The 14,765-nt window shown below is 73.5% G+C and carries 16 protein-coding genes; 11 read left to right on the top strand and 5 right to left on the bottom strand.

Translation table 11 applies throughout. From position 1 onward, the window contains the following. Positions 1-281 precede the first annotated feature (281 nt). The gene (locus ACFWBF_RS24085; protein ID WP_385605481.1) at positions 282-935 is read right to left on the bottom strand and encodes a uridine kinase; all 654 of its coding nucleotides are present in this window, start codon (positions 933-935) and stop codon (positions 282-284) included. A 176-nt stretch (positions 936-1,111) separates the two neighbouring features. Between ACFWBF_RS24085 and ACFWBF_RS24080 the strand changes: the two genes are divergently transcribed. The 3 genes from ACFWBF_RS24080 to ACFWBF_RS24070 all read left to right on the top strand — a co-directional run bounded on the left by ACFWBF_RS24080 (position 1,112) and on the right by ACFWBF_RS24070 (position 3,376). Next, positions 1,112-2,524 carry a C39 family peptidase gene (locus tag ACFWBF_RS24080; RefSeq protein ID WP_385605479.1) on the top strand — a complete coding sequence of 471 codons (1,413 nt, stop codon included), beginning with the start codon at positions 1,112-1,114 and terminating at the stop codon, positions 2,522-2,524. A 92-nt stretch (positions 2,525-2,616) separates the two neighbouring features. After that, on the top strand, positions 2,617-3,066 hold the full coding sequence (locus ACFWBF_RS24075; protein WP_385605477.1) for an SPW repeat protein: 450 nt from the start codon (positions 2,617-2,619) through the stop codon (positions 3,064-3,066). 157 nt (positions 3,067-3,223) lie between these two features. Further along, complete coding sequence (locus tag ACFWBF_RS24070; protein ID WP_385605475.1) at positions 3,224-3,376, top strand: SCO1431 family membrane protein; 153 nt, start codon at positions 3,224-3,226, stop codon at positions 3,374-3,376. A 646-nt stretch (positions 3,377-4,022) separates the two neighbouring features. Here ACFWBF_RS24070 and ACFWBF_RS24065 read toward each other — a convergent pair. Together ACFWBF_RS24065 and ACFWBF_RS24060 are read right to left on the bottom strand one after the other, a co-directional pair. Beyond that, complete coding sequence (locus tag ACFWBF_RS24065; RefSeq protein WP_385605473.1) at positions 4,023-4,277, bottom strand: DUF6114 domain-containing protein; 255 nt, start codon at positions 4,275-4,277, stop codon at positions 4,023-4,025. A 121-nt stretch (positions 4,278-4,398) separates the two neighbouring features. Further along, complete coding sequence (locus ACFWBF_RS24060) at positions 4,399-4,629, bottom strand: hypothetical protein (protein ID WP_385605471.1); 231 nt, start codon at positions 4,627-4,629, stop codon at positions 4,399-4,401. 40 nt (positions 4,630-4,669) lie between these two features. Here ACFWBF_RS24060 and ACFWBF_RS24055 point away from each other — a divergent pair, with 40 nt between their 5' ends. Both ACFWBF_RS24055 and ACFWBF_RS24050 read left to right on the top strand, forming a co-directional pair. Further along, positions 4,670-5,374, top strand: a complete 705-nt coding sequence (locus ACFWBF_RS24055) for a TetR/AcrR family transcriptional regulator (protein WP_385605469.1) — start codon at positions 4,670-4,672, stop codon at positions 5,372-5,374. 143 nt (positions 5,375-5,517) lie between these two features. Then, positions 5,518-6,690 (top strand): acyl-CoA dehydrogenase family protein, encoded by a 1,173-nt coding sequence (locus tag ACFWBF_RS24050; protein ID WP_385605467.1) that lies wholly within the window; start codon positions 5,518-5,520, stop codon positions 6,688-6,690. 80 nt (positions 6,691-6,770) lie between these two features. Here the strand turns inward: ACFWBF_RS24050 and ACFWBF_RS24045 are convergent, their stop codons facing one another. After that, positions 6,771-7,010, bottom strand: coding sequence for a hypothetical protein (locus ACFWBF_RS24045; protein ID WP_385605465.1), 240 nt, complete (start codon positions 7,008-7,010; stop codon positions 6,771-6,773). A gap of 759 nt (positions 7,011-7,769) precedes the next feature. Here ACFWBF_RS24045 and ACFWBF_RS24040 point away from each other — a divergent pair. Both ACFWBF_RS24040 and ACFWBF_RS24035 read left to right on the top strand, forming a co-directional pair. Continuing rightward, complete coding sequence (locus ACFWBF_RS24040) at positions 7,770-8,903, top strand: hypothetical protein (RefSeq protein ID WP_385605464.1); 1,134 nt, start codon at positions 7,770-7,772, stop codon at positions 8,901-8,903. A gap of 22 nt (positions 8,904-8,925) precedes the next feature. Further along, a complete protein-coding gene (locus tag ACFWBF_RS24035; RefSeq protein WP_385605462.1) occupies positions 8,926-10,023 on the top strand; it encodes a phosphotransferase family protein in 1,098 nt (365 codons plus the stop codon). Between the two features lie 12 nt (positions 10,024-10,035). On the opposite strand, the gene ACFWBF_RS24030 is transcribed toward ACFWBF_RS24035, so the two are convergent. Then, positions 10,036-10,482, bottom strand: coding sequence for a hypothetical protein (locus tag ACFWBF_RS24030; protein WP_385605460.1), 447 nt, complete (start codon positions 10,480-10,482; stop codon positions 10,036-10,038). A 217-nt stretch (positions 10,483-10,699) separates the two neighbouring features. Between ACFWBF_RS24030 and ACFWBF_RS24025 the strand changes: the two genes are divergently transcribed. The 4 genes from ACFWBF_RS24025 to fxsA all read left to right on the top strand — a co-directional run bounded on the left by ACFWBF_RS24025 (position 10,700) and on the right by fxsA (position 14,678). Next, complete coding sequence (locus ACFWBF_RS24025; protein ID WP_365918508.1) at positions 10,700-11,140, top strand: Lrp/AsnC family transcriptional regulator; 441 nt, start codon at positions 10,700-10,702, stop codon at positions 11,138-11,140. Between the two features lie 121 nt (positions 11,141-11,261). Further along, positions 11,262-12,893, top strand: a complete 1,632-nt coding sequence (locus ACFWBF_RS24020; protein ID WP_385605459.1) for an amidohydrolase — start codon at positions 11,262-11,264, stop codon at positions 12,891-12,893. Between the two features lie 329 nt (positions 12,894-13,222). After that, on the top strand, positions 13,223-14,011 hold the full coding sequence (locus tag ACFWBF_RS24015) for a polyprenol monophosphomannose synthase (RefSeq protein WP_385605457.1): 789 nt from the start codon (positions 13,223-13,225) through the stop codon (positions 14,009-14,011). An 85-nt stretch (positions 14,012-14,096) separates the two neighbouring features. Beyond that, positions 14,097-14,678, top strand: a complete 582-nt coding sequence (gene fxsA / locus ACFWBF_RS24010; protein WP_385605456.1) for an FxsA family membrane protein — start codon at positions 14,097-14,099, stop codon at positions 14,676-14,678. The last annotated feature ends 87 nt before the right edge of the window (positions 14,679-14,765 follow it).

Below are 14,765 nucleotides of genomic sequence, written 5' to 3'. Positions count from 1 at the left end.
CCTGCGGTTACGCACCTTACGTAGGGTGCGGCGGGCATGCGTCGGGAGCGTACCCCGGGCGGTCGTGGTGACGCAGCGTGAAGATTCGGGGTCGGTTTCGCCCGCGCGACGCGGCAGCGGAGCGGATGCGGACAGAACGAAGCCCCCGATCACGGGGGAACAATCGGGGGCTTCGTGTCCGCTGCGGCCTTGGAAGACCGCGCCTTGAGAACGTAAGGCCGCCGCGGCGCCCGGGTCAAGCGGCCCGGTGGAGCCTGGGAGGAGCGGATTCCAGGAGCCGCTCAGGCCCGGGGGAGCTCGTCACTCGCGGTGACGGAAGCGGTCGTTCCCGGGGGCACGGCAGTCCCGCAAGTCCACTCGTATCCCGTACCGCTCTGGCGTACCAGGGCGTCCGCGAAGGGGCGCGAAGGATCATCCGAGAAGTGCGCGAGCTCCGCGCGCTCCCATCCGTCCCAGAAGTCGGAAAGTTCACGCCCGTCCCGGTTTCGCCCGCGCCCCCACGAGGTCACGCGCGGCAGCTCCATCCACAGCAGCCGCGCCAGATGGGGACGCAGCACCCGCCGCCCGGCCCCGACCCCCTCCACGAGCAGCACCGCCGCCGGCTCCAGCACCCGCTCCGGACCGAACCGCCGCTCCACCCAGTCGTACGGGGCCCAGTGCGCGGCCCGGCCGGCCGCGAGCGGCTCCAGCACCTGCGCACGCAGCCGCTCCGCCCAGCCGAACAGTTCCTGGTGGGTGGCCACGTCGTCCAGATGCAGCACGGGCGCACCGCCCAGCGCCCCGGCGAGCCGCGCCGCGAAGGTGCTCTTCCCGGACCCGGCGTGCCCGTCGATGCCGATCAGCCGCACCGGCCCGAGGGAAGGCGGCAGCGCGGCGAGCGCGCTCGCGAGGGTTTCGAGTGACTGCTGCGCGGGGGGTGACTGATGTGACTCCACCCGGCCAGCGTAGTGCGGTGAACCTTTCCGGCCACAGCACCAGGCGGCCGCCCGGCGTCACCCCCGACACGGATGCGTGGCTTCGGCGTCCGGCCACCGGGAACTGCAAGGGTGAAGGCCGTGGAAGCCCGAACCACCGCACCGTCCGCCGCACCGACCCCTGGGGGGCCACGCCGATGACCGCACCCACGCCACGCCGGGCCCTGCTCGCCGTCGCCCTGGCGGCCGCCACCGCCGCCACCCTGCCCGGGGGGAGGGCCTCGGCGGCCTCCTCCGGCCCCGCGGCGGGCGCCGCACCGTCCGCCGCCCCGGGCGCCGCCCCGGCCCTCGCCGCCGCGGCGGCGTCCGCCAAGACCGTGGACAACCGGTTCTGGTACTCGTACGCCCACTGGCGCGCCGGCTTCCACCAGGGCACCACCGCCGTCGGCGGCGCCCGCCCCGGCCTGGAGATCAAGACCCCGGCCGGCCGCATGGACTACGCCGACCCGCACACCCGCAAGAAGAGCACCTGGGAGTACGCCACCTGGACCTCCCCGGTGCACGTCTCCACCGTGCCCGCCACCGAAGCCATCGCCTCGTGGAACGCCCGCACCCCGGCCGGCACCTGGATCCAGACCGAGCTGCGCGGCACCTACACCGACGGCACCGCCACCCCCTGGTACGTCATGGGCCGCTGGGCCTCCGGCGACGGCGACATCCGGCGCACCTCGGTGGACGGCCAGACCGACGGCAAGTCCACCGTCTGGACCGACACCCTGGCCGTGGACGCACCCACCACGGCCGGCGGCCTGCGGATCAAGGACTGGCGGCTGCGTCTGACCCTCTACCGCAAGCCGGGCGCCCTGCGCGGCCCCACCGTGTGGCTGGCGGGAGCGATGGTCTCCCACGTCCCGGACCGGTTCACCGTCCCCGCCTCCGCCCCGTCGGGCGCGGCGCACGAGCTGAAGGTGCCCCGCTACTCGCAGGAGACCCACCTCGGCCAGTACCCCGAGTACGACAACGGCGGCGAGGCCTGGTGCAGCCCCACCTCCTCGCAGATGATCATCGAGTTCTGGGGCCGCAGGCCCGCCGCGAAGTCCCTGGCCTGGGTCAACAAAACCTACGCCGACCCGCAGGTCTGCCACGCCGCCCGCTCCACCTACGACGCCGCCTACAAGGGCTGCGGCAACTGGCCCTTCAACGCCGCCTACGCCGCCACCTACCGCCAGCTCGCCGGCCTCGTCACCCGGCTCGGCTCGCTGACCGACCTGGAGACGCTGGTCCGGGCCGGCATCCCGGCCATCACCTCCCAGTCCTTCCGGTCCGAGGAGCTCACCGGCGCGGGCTACGGCACCGCCGGCCACCTCATGACCGTGATCGGCTTCACGGCGTCCGGTGACGTCATCGCCAACGACCCCAACTCGGCCGCGAACGCGGCCGTGCGCCGGGTCTACCGGCGCCGCGAGTTCGAGAACAACTGGCTGCGCACCAAGCGGCACAACGCCGCGGGCAAGGTCGTCTCGGGCACCGGGGGAGTCTGCTACCTCTACGGCCCGATCCGCCCGAGCGCCGCACAGATCCAGGCGCTGCGGAAGGTAGGAGTGCTGTGAACGCCGTGAAAACGTCCGCTGGTCCGAAGGGCTGAATGGGAAGATTGTGGGCATAAAGGGCATGTAAGGCTTCTCGTAGGAGGCAGCCCACCATGACCACCCATCCGAACACGAACATCGAACACCACCCGGACCTTGCCGAGATGCGGACTCGGTTCGAGCGGGTGACCACCACTCCCAGCGCGCAGGCCGTGGAGGCACTGGCGCTGATCACGGGCCTGTACCTGGCGGCTTCGCCATGGATCGCCGGGTTCAGCGTGCTCGGCCCGCTGGCCGTCAACAACCTCATCGCCGGCCTGGCGTTCTGTCTGTGCATGGGCGGACTGGGCTCGGCGTACGAGCGCACCCATGCGATGGCCTGGACGGCGGTCGCGATCGGGGCCTGGACGATCATCGCCCCGTGGGTCATCGCCGGTGAGATGGACACGACCCGCAGCGTGACGAGCAATGTCATCACCGGCGCCGTCGCCGTGTGCCTCGGCCTGGCCATGGCGGCCATGGCAGGGGGCAGGCGCGACAACCGGCGCGGCACCGCCACCTGAGCGGACACCGCCCGGGCGGACGCTTCCGCCGCCGCCGGGCCCCGGCTGACACGGCCGGGGCCCGGCGGCATGCCGTGCGAGGTGTGCCGCGTGACGCGTGCCACCAGTGACCATCGTCTCTCCCGCGAAAGCGGCGAACGCTGGCACATTGGACGGCATGACGACTTCCAGCGCCACCCTCACTGCCCGTGCCCGCAACCTCGTGGGCACCGGTGGCCCCAAGGAGGACTCCGCCTGGCTCGAGCACGTGCTCGGCTGGATCCTCGTGGTCGTCGTCGCCATGTTCGTCACCCAGGTCGGCTGGCTCTAACCTCCCCGCCCCGGCCTCCCCGGCCCCGGCGCCCGCCTCCTGCGGCTCTGCCCGCCAGTGCGGGTCCGCAACGCCCACGAGCCCGTAGAGCCGCCGCACCGACGAGCGTGCCGGCAGCAGCACCAGCCCGGCCGGACACTCGCGCCCAGCTCCCCCGCGAACGGCAGCACGTACACCCCCGCCCCGGCGATCACCACGGCCGGCAGGCGGGGCACCTTGAGGTCCGCCGCCGCCCCCGGCAGCCGCCAGCCCTCCCGAAGTCGCGAAACCCGGCACGTTGTTGACCGCGCTGTCCGCGGACCAGCCGGCGTAGGCCCGCGGATCAGCGCTCAGCAGCCGCCGGTACCCGCTGCCGTCCCACCCGTGGATCAGGGTGAAGATCAGCAGGAAATACCCGGCCACCGCCTGCAGATACCCCCAGCACCCGGCCCCCACAGCGGCGCCGCCTGCACGGGGATCACGAGGCCTCCAGCCGCAGTCCGTCGGTGACGATCACGTCGGAGGTGACCAGCGCCTGCTCGGCGCTCACCTGGGTCATGAACACGAACGGCGGGATGACCGGCGGAGCCGGCAGCCCCTCGATGCAGCCGCTGAACCTGGCCAGGTCGCGGTGCGCCCTGCGCGCCCCGCGCCGGCGGCGCGGCCGTCACCAGCGCCGCCAGCCGAGCAGCATCCCGAGCAGGAACCCGCCGAGGTTGGTCGCCACGGACGACAGCACCGACAGCAGCAGCGCGTGGACGGAGACGTACGCCCGGGTCTGCGGCAGGAACCACAGGAACATCCCGGCGGCGATCAGCGCGATGCCGATGGCCGCGATCCCCCCGAGACCCAGGCTGACCAGCACGGTCAGCGGCGAGAGCGGGACCAGCAAGAGCTCGGTCCCGACCGCGACCCCGGGCACCGTGTCGAGGGGGGAGGCGTCCCGGCCGATCTGGGCCGTCCCGAAGGTGGCGTGGCCGTCGAGATCCTCGCCGTCGATGACGAGGCTGCTCGCGGTGACCTGCCGGCCGGACCGCCGGCGGTCAGCGGGGTGTCCACCTCGGCCGCCTGGCAGATGTCGGCCAGGTGGCCTCGCCGATGCCGAGCAGCGCCACCGGATGTCCCTTGCCGTCGACGGAGCGGTCCGTCTGCACGTAAGAGGCCAGGCCCTTGCTGCTCAGCTTCTTACAGTCGACCCGGCCCTCCGCGGGGGGTCTCGTGCCCTTGCCCATGAGGTGTTCGTCCAGTGCGCAGGGGAAGTGCCCGGATGCCATACTGCGGACATCCTGTGGCAGTTCGAGGCTAGGGCCGAATTTGAATAATAGTCAACAGCGTGGGACGAGCAGGCGTTCGCAGGTTCGACGGGCCGAACTCATAGCCATCGGGCGCAAGTTGTTCGCCGACACCTCGTACGACGCGCTCTCCGTGGACGACATCGCCAAGCAGGCGGGCATCGCCAAGGGGCTCATCTACTACTACTTCAAGAGCAAACGCGGCTACTACCTGGCCATCGTCGAGGACTCGGTCGCCGAGCTCGTCGCCCGCGCCGGCGGGGAGACCGAGCTCCCCAACGCCGAACGGGTGCGCCGCACCGTCGACGGCTACCTGTACTACGCCGAGCACCACCAGGCCGCCTACCGCACCATCGTCACCGGCGGGGTCGGCTCCGACTCCGAGGTCCTCGCCATCCGCGACGCCGTCCGCGAGGAACTGGTCGCCACCATCGCCGAAGGCGCGTACGGGCACCGGACCCTCCCGCCCCTCGCACGGCTGGCCCTGGTCGGCTGGCTCTCGGGAGTCGAGGGAATCACGCTGGAGTGGATCGGCGCCCTCGCGGCGGGCGCGGGCGCGGGTGCGGCGGCAGCGGGGGCCGACGGCCAGCCGGACCGCGCCCAGCTCGGGGCCCTCCTGGTCCGCCAGCTGCGGGGGACGCTGACGGTGATCGCGGAGTTCGTCCCGCAGTGCCCGGCTCCGCCCGTCCCGGACGGCGATCTCGTACCCGTGACGGGAAGCTCCTGATCAGGCATACTCAACCGCCGCAGCCACTGAACAGCCCCTTCCGCGATCCGGCGGGGCAGTATCGGCTGTGAGAGCACCGAGACCCGGCGTCGCGTCACACCCTCACGCGCCGCCCCGTGCCCACGAATGAGGAGAGCGCCGCCATGACCGACCGCGCCCCGCAGCCGGTTGACCGTCAGCTGCCGACCGAGGAGTCCCGCGACCTTCTGGCGCTCGTACGCGAGATCGCACAGCGGGAGATCCGCCCCCGGGCCGCCGAGGAAGAGGACGCCGGGCGCTTCCCGCGCGAGGTCTTCACCCTGCTGTCCGAGGCCGGCCTGCTCGGACTCCCGTACGCCGGCGAATTCGGCGGCGGCGAGCAGCCGTACGAGGTCTACCTCCAGGTCCTGGAGGAGCTGGCCGCGGCCCGCCTCACCGTCGGGCTCGGCGTCAGCGTGCACTCCCTGGCCTGCCACGGCCTGGCCGGCTACGGCACCAAGGAGCAGCAGGGCGCCCACCTGCCCGCCATGCTCGGCGGCGGCCTGCTGGGCGCGTACTGCCTCTCCGAACCGGCCGCGGGCTCCGACGCGGCCTCCCTGACCACCAAGGCGGTCCGGGACGGTGGGGACTGGGTCATCACCGGCACCAAGGCCTGGATCACCCACGGCGGGGTCGCCGACTTCTACACGGTGCTGGCGCGCACCGGCGCCGAGGGCCCCAAGGGCATCACGGCCTTCCTGGTCCCCGGCGACGCGCAGGGCCTGACGGCGGCCGTCCCGGAGAAGAAGATGGGCATGAAGGGCTCGCCCACCGCCCAGCTGCACTTCGACGGGGTACGGGTGCCGGACAGCCGCCGCATCGGCGAGGAGGGCCAGGGCTTCACCATCGCGCTGGCCGCCTTGGACGCGGGCCGGCTCGGCATCGCGGCCTGCGCCGTCGGCGTCGCGCAGGCCGCGCTGGACGAGGCCCTGACGTACGCACTGGACCGCAGGCAGTTCGGCCACCCGATCGCGGACTTCCAGGGGCTGCGCTTCATGCTGGCCGACATGGCGACGAAGATCGAGGCGGGCCGGGCGCTGTACCTGGCCGCGGCGCGGCTGCGGGACGCGGGCAAGCCGTTCTCCCGGCAGGCGGCCATGGCCAAGCTGTTCTGCACCGACGCGGCGATGGCCGTCACCACGGACGCGGTCCAGGTCCTCGGCGGCTACGGCTACACGGCGGACTTCCCGGTGGAGCGGCTGATGCGGGAGGCGAAGGTGTTGCAGATCGTGGAGGGCACGAACCAGATCCAGCGCATGGTGATCGCCCGCCACCTGGCGGGGCCGGAGACGCGCTAGCCGCACGTCCGGCGCCGAGGGCGCGCGCCGACCGTGAGCCGTACCCGGGCCCTGCCGCGCGTGACGCGGCCGGGCCCGGGCTACTGGCCGCCGAAAAGGGGGCCGGTCGGCCAGATCGGGGAGGAGGCGATCCGGGACCACTCCGGGTCGCGGAGCCCGGGCACGGTCCGGCCGTCCTCGGTCCAGCGGGCCAGCAGGGCCAGGTAGATGGGCGGGTCGGGGTGTCGGGCCGCCGCCTGCCGAACCGATTCTTCGTACCCGTCCGAGGCCGGCCGCCGCCGACGCCCCACCCGTGGTGTGGAGGTCTCCATCGTGGTCATGCCGGGCCAACGCGCCACCGCGCCCCCGCGTAACCCCTCCCCGCCGCCGCCCATCCGTTCGACCCCTCCCACTCTCCCCTTTCCGGCCTCACCGGCATGTACGGCCCCGCCGGCGTTTGAGGCGCGGAACCCCGCTGCGGCACTGCCGCCCACCACCGGGGACCGACCCCGGAGCCCGCTCCCGCGCACCGGCAGCCGCCGCCGGGGTCCGGCACCCCCGGTGTGCCTCGTCCCCCGGCGGCCCTGCGCGGCGCCGCCGGGGGGCGGCCGCGGAGCTCCGGTGCTCCCTGCGCTCGCTGCCGAGGACCCGCGGGGCCCGCTGTGTCCCCCAGCAGCGGCCCTGCCGACCCACCGCCGGCTGGCCCCGGAGCCCGGTCTGCGGCGGCACCGGCACCCGCCGCCGGTGGCCGGCAGCCCCGGTGTGCCTCGTCCCCCGGTGGCCCTGCGCGGCGCCGCCGGGGGGCGGCCGGGGAGCTCCGGTGGTTCCCGCGCGGTGTCTGCGCTCGCTGCCGAGGACCGCGTGGCCCGGCGTGTCTCCCCCGGGGGTAGGCGGCCCGGCTGCGGCCCGGCCCGGCGGTACCTGCGGCCCCCGCCGGAGGCGACCCGCGTGGCGCGCCCTCGGAGAGCGACGGCGTGGTGTGCCGGGCTGTCAAGGAGTGCCAGAAGTATGGCCCCCGGCGCAGTTTCTGACGTACCGTCATCTCCGCCCGGGGCCCAGCCCCGCCCGGCCCAGCCCGGCCCGTGCCCAGGAGGTCCGCCATGCCCGCCGACCGGCCCGTACCGCTCGACGAATACCCCGTCCACCAGGCCCCGTTGTCGATGAAGCACCTCGTCAGCGGCGACCGGAACGCCTACGACCGCTGCATCTTCCACGTCTTCGACCACGCCGGCCGAGCCGTCCTCATCCTCGGCCTCGGCGTCTACCCCAACGCCGGCGTCATCGACGCCTACGCCACCCTGCGCATCGGCGACGAACTCCTCGCCGTCCGCGCCTCCGACGCCCTCACCGACGACCGCATGAACCTCTCCGTCGGCCCCCTGCGCATCCTCGTCGACACCCCCCTGAAGCAGATCACCCTCCAGTGCGACCCCGACCCCGAAGACCCGGACGGGCTCTCGTACGACATCACCTGGACCGCCGAGTTCCCGGCCGTCTGGGAGCCCCACCACATCCAGCGCCGCGGCGACCGCCTCATGCTCGAAGGCCGCCGCTTCGTCCAGGCGGGCAACGCCTGCGGCACCATCCGCGCCAAGGGCGAGGAACTCACCCTCACGCCCCACGAATGGACCGGCACCCGCGACCGCAGCTGGGGCGTACGCCCCATACCCGGCGAGGACGGCGGCCGCGCCGCCGAGGAGCACCGCCCCGAGGGCTTCCACTGGCTCTGGATCCCCGTCCGCTTCGAGGACCGCTTCCTCATGGTCATCGCCCAGGAGGACGCCGACGGCCACCGCATCCTGAACGAGGCCGTCCAGGTCTTCCCCGAGGACAGCGGCCGCCACGACGTCCAACTCGGCTGGCCGCACACCGAGATCCGCTACCGCCCCGGCAGCCGCCACCCCCGAAGCGCCGTCGTCCACCTCACCGACCCGGCCCGCAAACCCCTCGAACTCGGCGTGGAGATCCTCAACTCCTCCCCGCTCGCCGTCGGCGCCGGCTACCCGCCCGCCGCCGACTGGCAGCACGGCACCTGGCAGGGCCGCGGCTGGAGCGACCGCCGCGTCTACGACCTCTCCGACCCCTCGGCCCACCCCATGGCAGCCTTCGGCGTCACCGACCACTCGGCCCGCTTCACCCTCGACGGGCAGACCGGCCACGGCATCTTCGAGCACGGCAGCTTCGGCCGCCACGACCCGAGCGGCTTCGCCGACTACTCCTCCGTCGCGCAGTAGAGAGTCAGGAAGGGACCCACCCATGGCAACGGCACCGCGTCCCCGCACCTCCACCCGCGAACCCGAGGAACTCACCCGGCGCCTCACCGCCTGGCTCCACATCCGGCTCCCCGGCGCCAAGGTCGCGGGCGCCCGCGTCCCCGGCTCCAACGGCATGTCCAGCGAGACCCTGCTCTTCGACATCGAGCACCCCGACACCCCGATCACGGCCTGCGCACTGCGCCTCGCCGCCGACCCCGCCGCCTACACCGTCTTCCCCACCTACGACATGGCCCGCCAGCACCGCGTGATGAGCCTGGTCGCCACCCACACCGACCTCCCCGTCCCCCGCGTGCAGTGGCTGGAGGAGGACCCCGGCCCGCTCGGGGCGCCGTTCTTCGTCATGGCCCGCGCCGAGGGCCGCGTACCGCCCGACGTCATGCCCTACACGTACGAGGGCAACTGGCTGCACGCCGCGACCGACGCCGAACGCGAGGCCCTCCAGGAGGCCACCGTCGCGCTGCTGGGCCGCCTGCACGAGCAGTTCCCGGCCAAGGAGGCGGAGTTCCTCCTCCCGCCGGGCGAGGGCAGCCCGCTGCGCCGTCACGTCGACGCCCAACGCGCCTACTACGCATGGGTGGTGGCGGGCCTGGCCCGCTCGCCGCTGCTGGAGCGGGCCTTCGACCGCCTGGAGGAGCTCTGGCCGGCCGACGAGGGCGAGGCCGTCCTCAACTGGGGCGACGCCCGCATCGGCAACGTCATCTACCGGGCCGACGGCTTCGAACCCGTCGCCGTCCTGGACTGGGAGATGGCCGCATGCGCCCCGCGCGAGGTCGACCTCGGCTGGACCGTCTACCTCCACCGGTTCTTCCAGGACCTCACCGTCGGCTTCGGCCAGCCCGGCCTGCCGGACTTCCTGCGCCGCGAGGACATCGAACGCCGGTACGCCGAACTCACCGGCCACACCCCGCGGGACATGGAGTTCCACACCCTGTACGCCGCCCTGCGGCACGGGATCGTCATGCTGCGCATCGCCTACCGGCAGGCGCACTTCGGCGAGGTCGAGATCCCCGCGGACCCGGACGGCCTGATCCTGCACCACGCCAGCCTGGCCGCCATGGTGCAGGGCACGTACTGGTGACTCGGGTCGCGCTCAGGCGGCCTGCGCGTGCTGCCGCATCCGGGGCAGCACCGCGGGCTCCGGCATCTGCACCGGACGCGAGCCCGGACCGCCGACGTGCGAGAACGGCTGCGTCCGCCAGTCCAGGCCGAGCGGCAGCGTGAGGTGCACGACGGGCTCCAGCTCGGGCGCCTCCTCGCCGCCGAAGTCGACGGTGGGCAGCGCGTCGGCCGCGGGCCGCCCGGTGCCCGCGCACACCGTGAGCCCGAACGGGTTCCACGGGGTCAGGCACAGCGCGTGCTGCGGCAGGAATTCCTCGTCCGCGACGAGGGCGATCGACTGGCCGCAGTCGGGGCAGATGGCGTGGTGGATCTCGAAGCCCTCTGCGTCGTAGAGGTATTCGAGCTCGTCACCCTCCTCGGAATCGAGAAGTTCCAGGGGCTCCGGTTCGATGCGACCGGCGCGCTTGGTGTTCAGCATGGATGTACTCCCCCTTGGGTGGGCCGGGCGGGCAGGTTCTACGGCCTCGGCCACACCAAGCACTTCCCGTCGCGCGGCACGAGTAACCACAACCGCCCGGCCTACGCCTCCATACCCCTGTGGCCTTGGTCACATGCCTGGTGCAGGTGCCAGCCGGTCCGTGGACAGCGCTGGGCCTGAAGCGCTCTTGGCCGTAGGTTGTGCGGCTATGAGCGCAATGGAGGAGCTGGACCGCCAGATCGTGGATCTGCTCGTGCGGGACGGGCGGATGAGCTACACGGACCTGGGCAAGGCCACGGGACTGTCCACATCGGCGGTCCATCAGCGAGTACGCCGTCTGGAGCAGCGCGGAGTGATCCGCGGCTACGCGGCCGTGGTGGACCCGGAGGCGGTGGGCCTGCCGCTGACGGCCTTCATCTCGGTCAAGCCGTTCGACCCGAGCGCGCCGGACGACATCGCGGAGCGACTGGCCGGAGTCCCCGAGATCGAGGCCTGCCACAGCGTCGCGGGCGACGAGAACTACATCCTCAAGGTCCGCGTCGCCACCCCGCTGGAGCTGGAGGACCTGCTGGGCCGGCTGCGCGCCCTGGCCCACGTCTCCACCCGCACCACGGTGGTCCTCTCCACCCCGTACGAATCGCGGCCCCCGCGCGTCTGACGCCCTGACGCTCCCGTGCCGCGTCCGCGCCGCACCCCGACCGCGCCCCGGCGGGGTCCGCGCGGGGTCCGTGCGGGGGCCGCGGTCCGGTGGGGCGGTCCGACCCGCGAGACTGGTCCGCATGACAGACCGCACCGCCGACTCCGCCGACGCAGCCGGAGCAACCGGATCCGCCCGGACCGTCCTCCTGCGCGGGGGAGAGGTCCACAGCCCCGCCGACCCCTTCGCCACCGCGATGGTGGTCGAGCGCGGCCACATCGCCTGGGTCGGCTCCGAGGGCGCCGCCGACGCCTTCGCACAGGGCGTGGACGAGGTCGTCGACCTCGACGGCGCGCTCGTCACGCCCGCGTTCACCGACGCCCACGTCCACACCACCTCCGCCGGCCTCGCCCTCACCGGCCTGGACCTGTCCGGGGCCGTCGACCTCGCCGACGCCCTCGACCGCGTACGCGCGTACGCACGGAGCCGGCCCGCCGACCGGGTGCTCCTCGGCCACGGCTGGGACGCCGCCCGCTGGCCCGAGCGCCGCGCACCCCGCACGGAGGAACTCGACCTGGCCACCGGCGGCCGCCCGCTCTACCTCAGCCGCATCGACGCCCACTCGGCCGTGGTCACCACCGCCCTGCTGGACCTCGTCCCCGGGGTCGGTGACGACGGCGCCCCGCTCACCCGCGACGCCCACCACGCCGTACGCCGCGCCGCGCTCGGCGCCCTCACCCCCCACCAGCGCGCCGAGGCCCAGCGGGCCGCCCTGGACCGGGCCGCCTCCCTCGGCATCGGCTCCGTCCACGAGTGCGGGGGACCCGACATCTCCTCCGCCGAGGACTTCACCGCCCTGCTGGAGCTCGCCCGGACCCACCCCGGCCCGCGCGTCTTCGGCTACTGGGCCGACCGCGACCTCGACCGGGCCAGGGAGCTCGGGGCCATCGGGGCCGCCGGGGACCTGTTCGTCGACGGCGCCCTCGGCTCGCACACCGCCTGCCTGCACGCCCCGTACGCCGATGCCTCCCACACCGGCACCGGATACCTCGACGCGGGCGCCGTGGCGGAGCACGTCGCCGCCTGCACCGAGGCGGGACTCCAGGCCGGCTTCCACGCCATCGGGGACGCCGCGGTCACCGCCGTCGTCGAAGGGGTCCGCGCGGCCGCCGAGAAGGTCGGCCTCGCCCGTGTCCGGGCTGCCCGGCACCGCGTCGAGCACGCCGAGATGATGACCCCGGCCACCATCGCCGCCTTCGCGGAGCTCGGCCTGACCGCCTCCGTGCAGCCCGCCTTCGACGCCTTCTGGGGCGGCGAGGACGGCATGTACGCCGACCGGCTCGGCGCCGAGCGCGCCCGCACGCTCAACCCGTACGCCGCGATGCTCAAGGCGGGCGTCCCCCTCGCCTTCGGCTCCGACGCCCCCGTCACCCCGCTCGACCCCTGGGGCACCGTCCGCGCGGCCGCCTTCCACCGGACCCCCGAGCACCGGATCTCCGTACGGGCCGCCTTCACCGCCCACACCCGCGGCGGCTGGCGGGCCCTCGGACGGGACGACGCGGGCGTCCTCGTACCCGGCGCCCCGGCCGACTACGCCGTCTGGCAGACCGCGGAACTGATCGTCCAGGCCCCCGACGACCGGGTCGCCCGATGGTCCACGGACCCCCGCTCGGGCACCCCCGGACTGCCCGACCTGACCCCCGGCGCCGATCTGCCGGTGTGCCTGGCCACCGTGGTCGGCGGCCGGGAGGTATTCGTACGGCCACAGGGGTGATGAGACCGGTCGCGGTTCGGTAAGGGCGGTCGGATCCGGATAAGTTCGGCCGGGTCCACCACAGGACGTCCGTGCCGGACGGACCCGTCCGCTCTGCCGCGCCCGCGCCTCGGGGGCGAGGGAAGGTTTCGCCGGTGGGGGCACCCCCAGCCGTAGCTGGGGGAGGGTGGCCCCAGGTCGGGCCCGGCGGTCCAGTAGACAACGGCCATGGCGCTCCGCAGCCAGCGGGAGCCGGGTCGGCCCGAAGGACCGCTGGCCCCGATCGCTGTTCTAAAATCATCCTCTGTGACAAGACGTACGGGACGTACGAGAACGCAAAAGGGGACCCAGTGAGCGACGGCGGACAGCGGAGCTACGGACCGCTCGGCACGGCCTTGGTGATCATTCCGACCTACAACGAGGCGGAGAACATCGGGCTGATCGTCGGCCGCGTCCGCGCGGCTGTGCCCGAGGCCCACATCCTGGTCGCGGACGACAACAGCCCGGACGGCACCGGCAAGCTCGCCGACGAGCTGGCGGCCGGCGACGACCACGTGCACGTCCTGCACCGCAAGGGCAAGGAAGGCCTCGGCGCCGCCTACCTCGCCGGCTTCGCCTGGGGCCTGGAGAACGGCTACGGGGTCATCGTCGAGATGGACGCCGACGGCTCCCACCAGCCCGAGGAGCTGCCCCGCCTGCTGACCGCCCTGGAGGGCGCCGACCTCGTGCTGGGCTCCCGCTGGGTGCCGGGCGGCCGTGTCGTCAACTGGCCCAAGAGCCGCGAGTTCCTCTCCCGCGGCGGCTCCACCTACTCCCGCCTCATGCTGGGCGTCCCGATCCGGGACGTCACCGGCGGCTACCGCGCGTTCCGCCGCGAGACCCTCGAGGGCCTGGGCCTGGACGAGGTGGCCTCCGCGGGCTACTGCTTCCAGGTCGACCTGGCCCGCCGTGCCGTGGCGAAGGGCTTCCGCGTCGTCGAGGTGCCCATCACGTTCGTCGAGCGCGAGTTCGGCGACAGCAAGATGAGCAAGGACATCGTGCGCGAGGCCCTGTGGCGGGTCACCCAGTGGGGCATCCAGGCCCGCGTGGAGAAGCTGACCGGCAAGGCCGGCAAGGCCGGGCAGGCCGGGAAGGCCTGACGCCGGGCCGTCCCGGCACCCCTAGGGGATGTCCGGTACCTCCGACTGAGGTCGCTTTTATGCCCCGCCAGGCACACTGGTCATCATGACGACCGGCGTTTCTCCTTCGACGGCTCCCAGGCGGCGCTCGCCTGCCCGTACGCTCCTTCCCCTGGCGATCGCCGCCTGGCTGATCCTGGAGATCTGGCTGCTCAGCCTGGTCGCGGGCGCGGCCGGCGGCGTGACCGTCGCCGCACTGCTCGCGGGCGCCATGGTGCTCGGCGTGGTGGTCATCAAGCGGGCCGGGCGGCGTGCCTTCAAGAACCTGACGGAAACCTTCCAGCAGGCTCAGGCGGGCAGGCAGCCCACCCCGCAGCAGCCCGGCAGCGGAAACGGGCTGACGATGCTGGCCGGCCTGCTCCTGATCATGCCCGGCCTGATCTCCGACGCGGTGGGCCTGCTCCTGCTGCTCCCGCCCGTGCGGGCCCTGGTCGGCCGCCGTTTCGCCCGCTCCCTGGAGCGCAAGATGGCCGCCGCGCCCGCCGGCACCTTCGGCGACGCCTTCCAGCAGGCGCGGATCCACCAGCCCGACGGCAAGATCGTCCAGGGTGAGGTCATCCGCGAGGACGGTTCCCCGGCGTCCGGCCCGGGCACGGCCGACGGCTACCGTCCGCCGCTCGCCCCGTGAGGCGTTTCGCCCATAAGGCGTAAGGAACGAAAAAGCTGAGGGGCCCCGCCACAAAGTGGCGGGGCGCAGCGCCGATTCCTCGTGCAC

It is taken from the genome of Streptomyces sp. NPDC060028 (assembly GCF_042736725.1).
GTDB lineage: Bacteria > Actinomycetota > Actinomycetes > Streptomycetales > Streptomycetaceae > Streptomyces.
Note: the sequence above shows the minus strand (reverse complement) of the source record. Positions and strands in the feature narration are given on the sequence as shown.

What these genes read in the sequence shown, in the direction of transcription:
- ACFWBF_RS24020 (WP_385605459.1), top strand. Translation starts at nt 11,262, where the DNA reads ATGACAGACCGCACCGCCGACTCCGCCGACGCAGCCGGAGCAACCGGA.
- ACFWBF_RS24035 (WP_385605462.1), top strand. Translation starts at nt 8,926, where the DNA reads ATGGCAACGGCACCGCGTCCCCGCACCTCCACCCGCGAACCCGAGGAA.
- ACFWBF_RS24045 (WP_385605465.1), bottom strand. Translation starts at nt 7,010, where the DNA reads ATGACCACGATGGAGACCTCCACACCACGGGTGGGGCGTCGGCGGCGG.
- ACFWBF_RS24075 (WP_385605477.1), top strand. Translation starts at nt 2,617, where the DNA reads ATGACCACCCATCCGAACACGAACATCGAACACCACCCGGACCTTGCC.
- ACFWBF_RS24040 (WP_385605464.1), top strand. Translation starts at nt 7,770, where the DNA reads ATGCCCGCCGACCGGCCCGTACCGCTCGACGAATACCCCGTCCACCAG.
- fxsA (WP_385605456.1), top strand. Translation starts at nt 14,097, where the DNA reads ATGACGACCGGCGTTTCTCCTTCGACGGCTCCCAGGCGGCGCTCGCCT.
- ACFWBF_RS24060 (WP_385605471.1), bottom strand. Translation starts at nt 4,629, where the DNA reads ATGGCATCCGGGCACTTCCCCTGCGCACTGGACGAACACCTCATGGGC.
- ACFWBF_RS24050 (WP_385605467.1), top strand. Translation starts at nt 5,518, where the DNA reads ATGACCGACCGCGCCCCGCAGCCGGTTGACCGTCAGCTGCCGACCGAG.
- ACFWBF_RS24070 (WP_385605475.1), top strand. Translation starts at nt 3,224, where the DNA reads ATGACGACTTCCAGCGCCACCCTCACTGCCCGTGCCCGCAACCTCGTG.
- ACFWBF_RS24025 (WP_365918508.1), top strand. Translation starts at nt 10,700, where the DNA reads ATGGAGGAGCTGGACCGCCAGATCGTGGATCTGCTCGTGCGGGACGGG.
- ACFWBF_RS24030 (WP_385605460.1), bottom strand. Translation starts at nt 10,482, where the DNA reads ATGCTGAACACCAAGCGCGCCGGTCGCATCGAACCGGAGCCCCTGGAA.
- ACFWBF_RS24080 (WP_385605479.1), top strand. Translation starts at nt 1,112, where the DNA reads ATGACCGCACCCACGCCACGCCGGGCCCTGCTCGCCGTCGCCCTGGCG.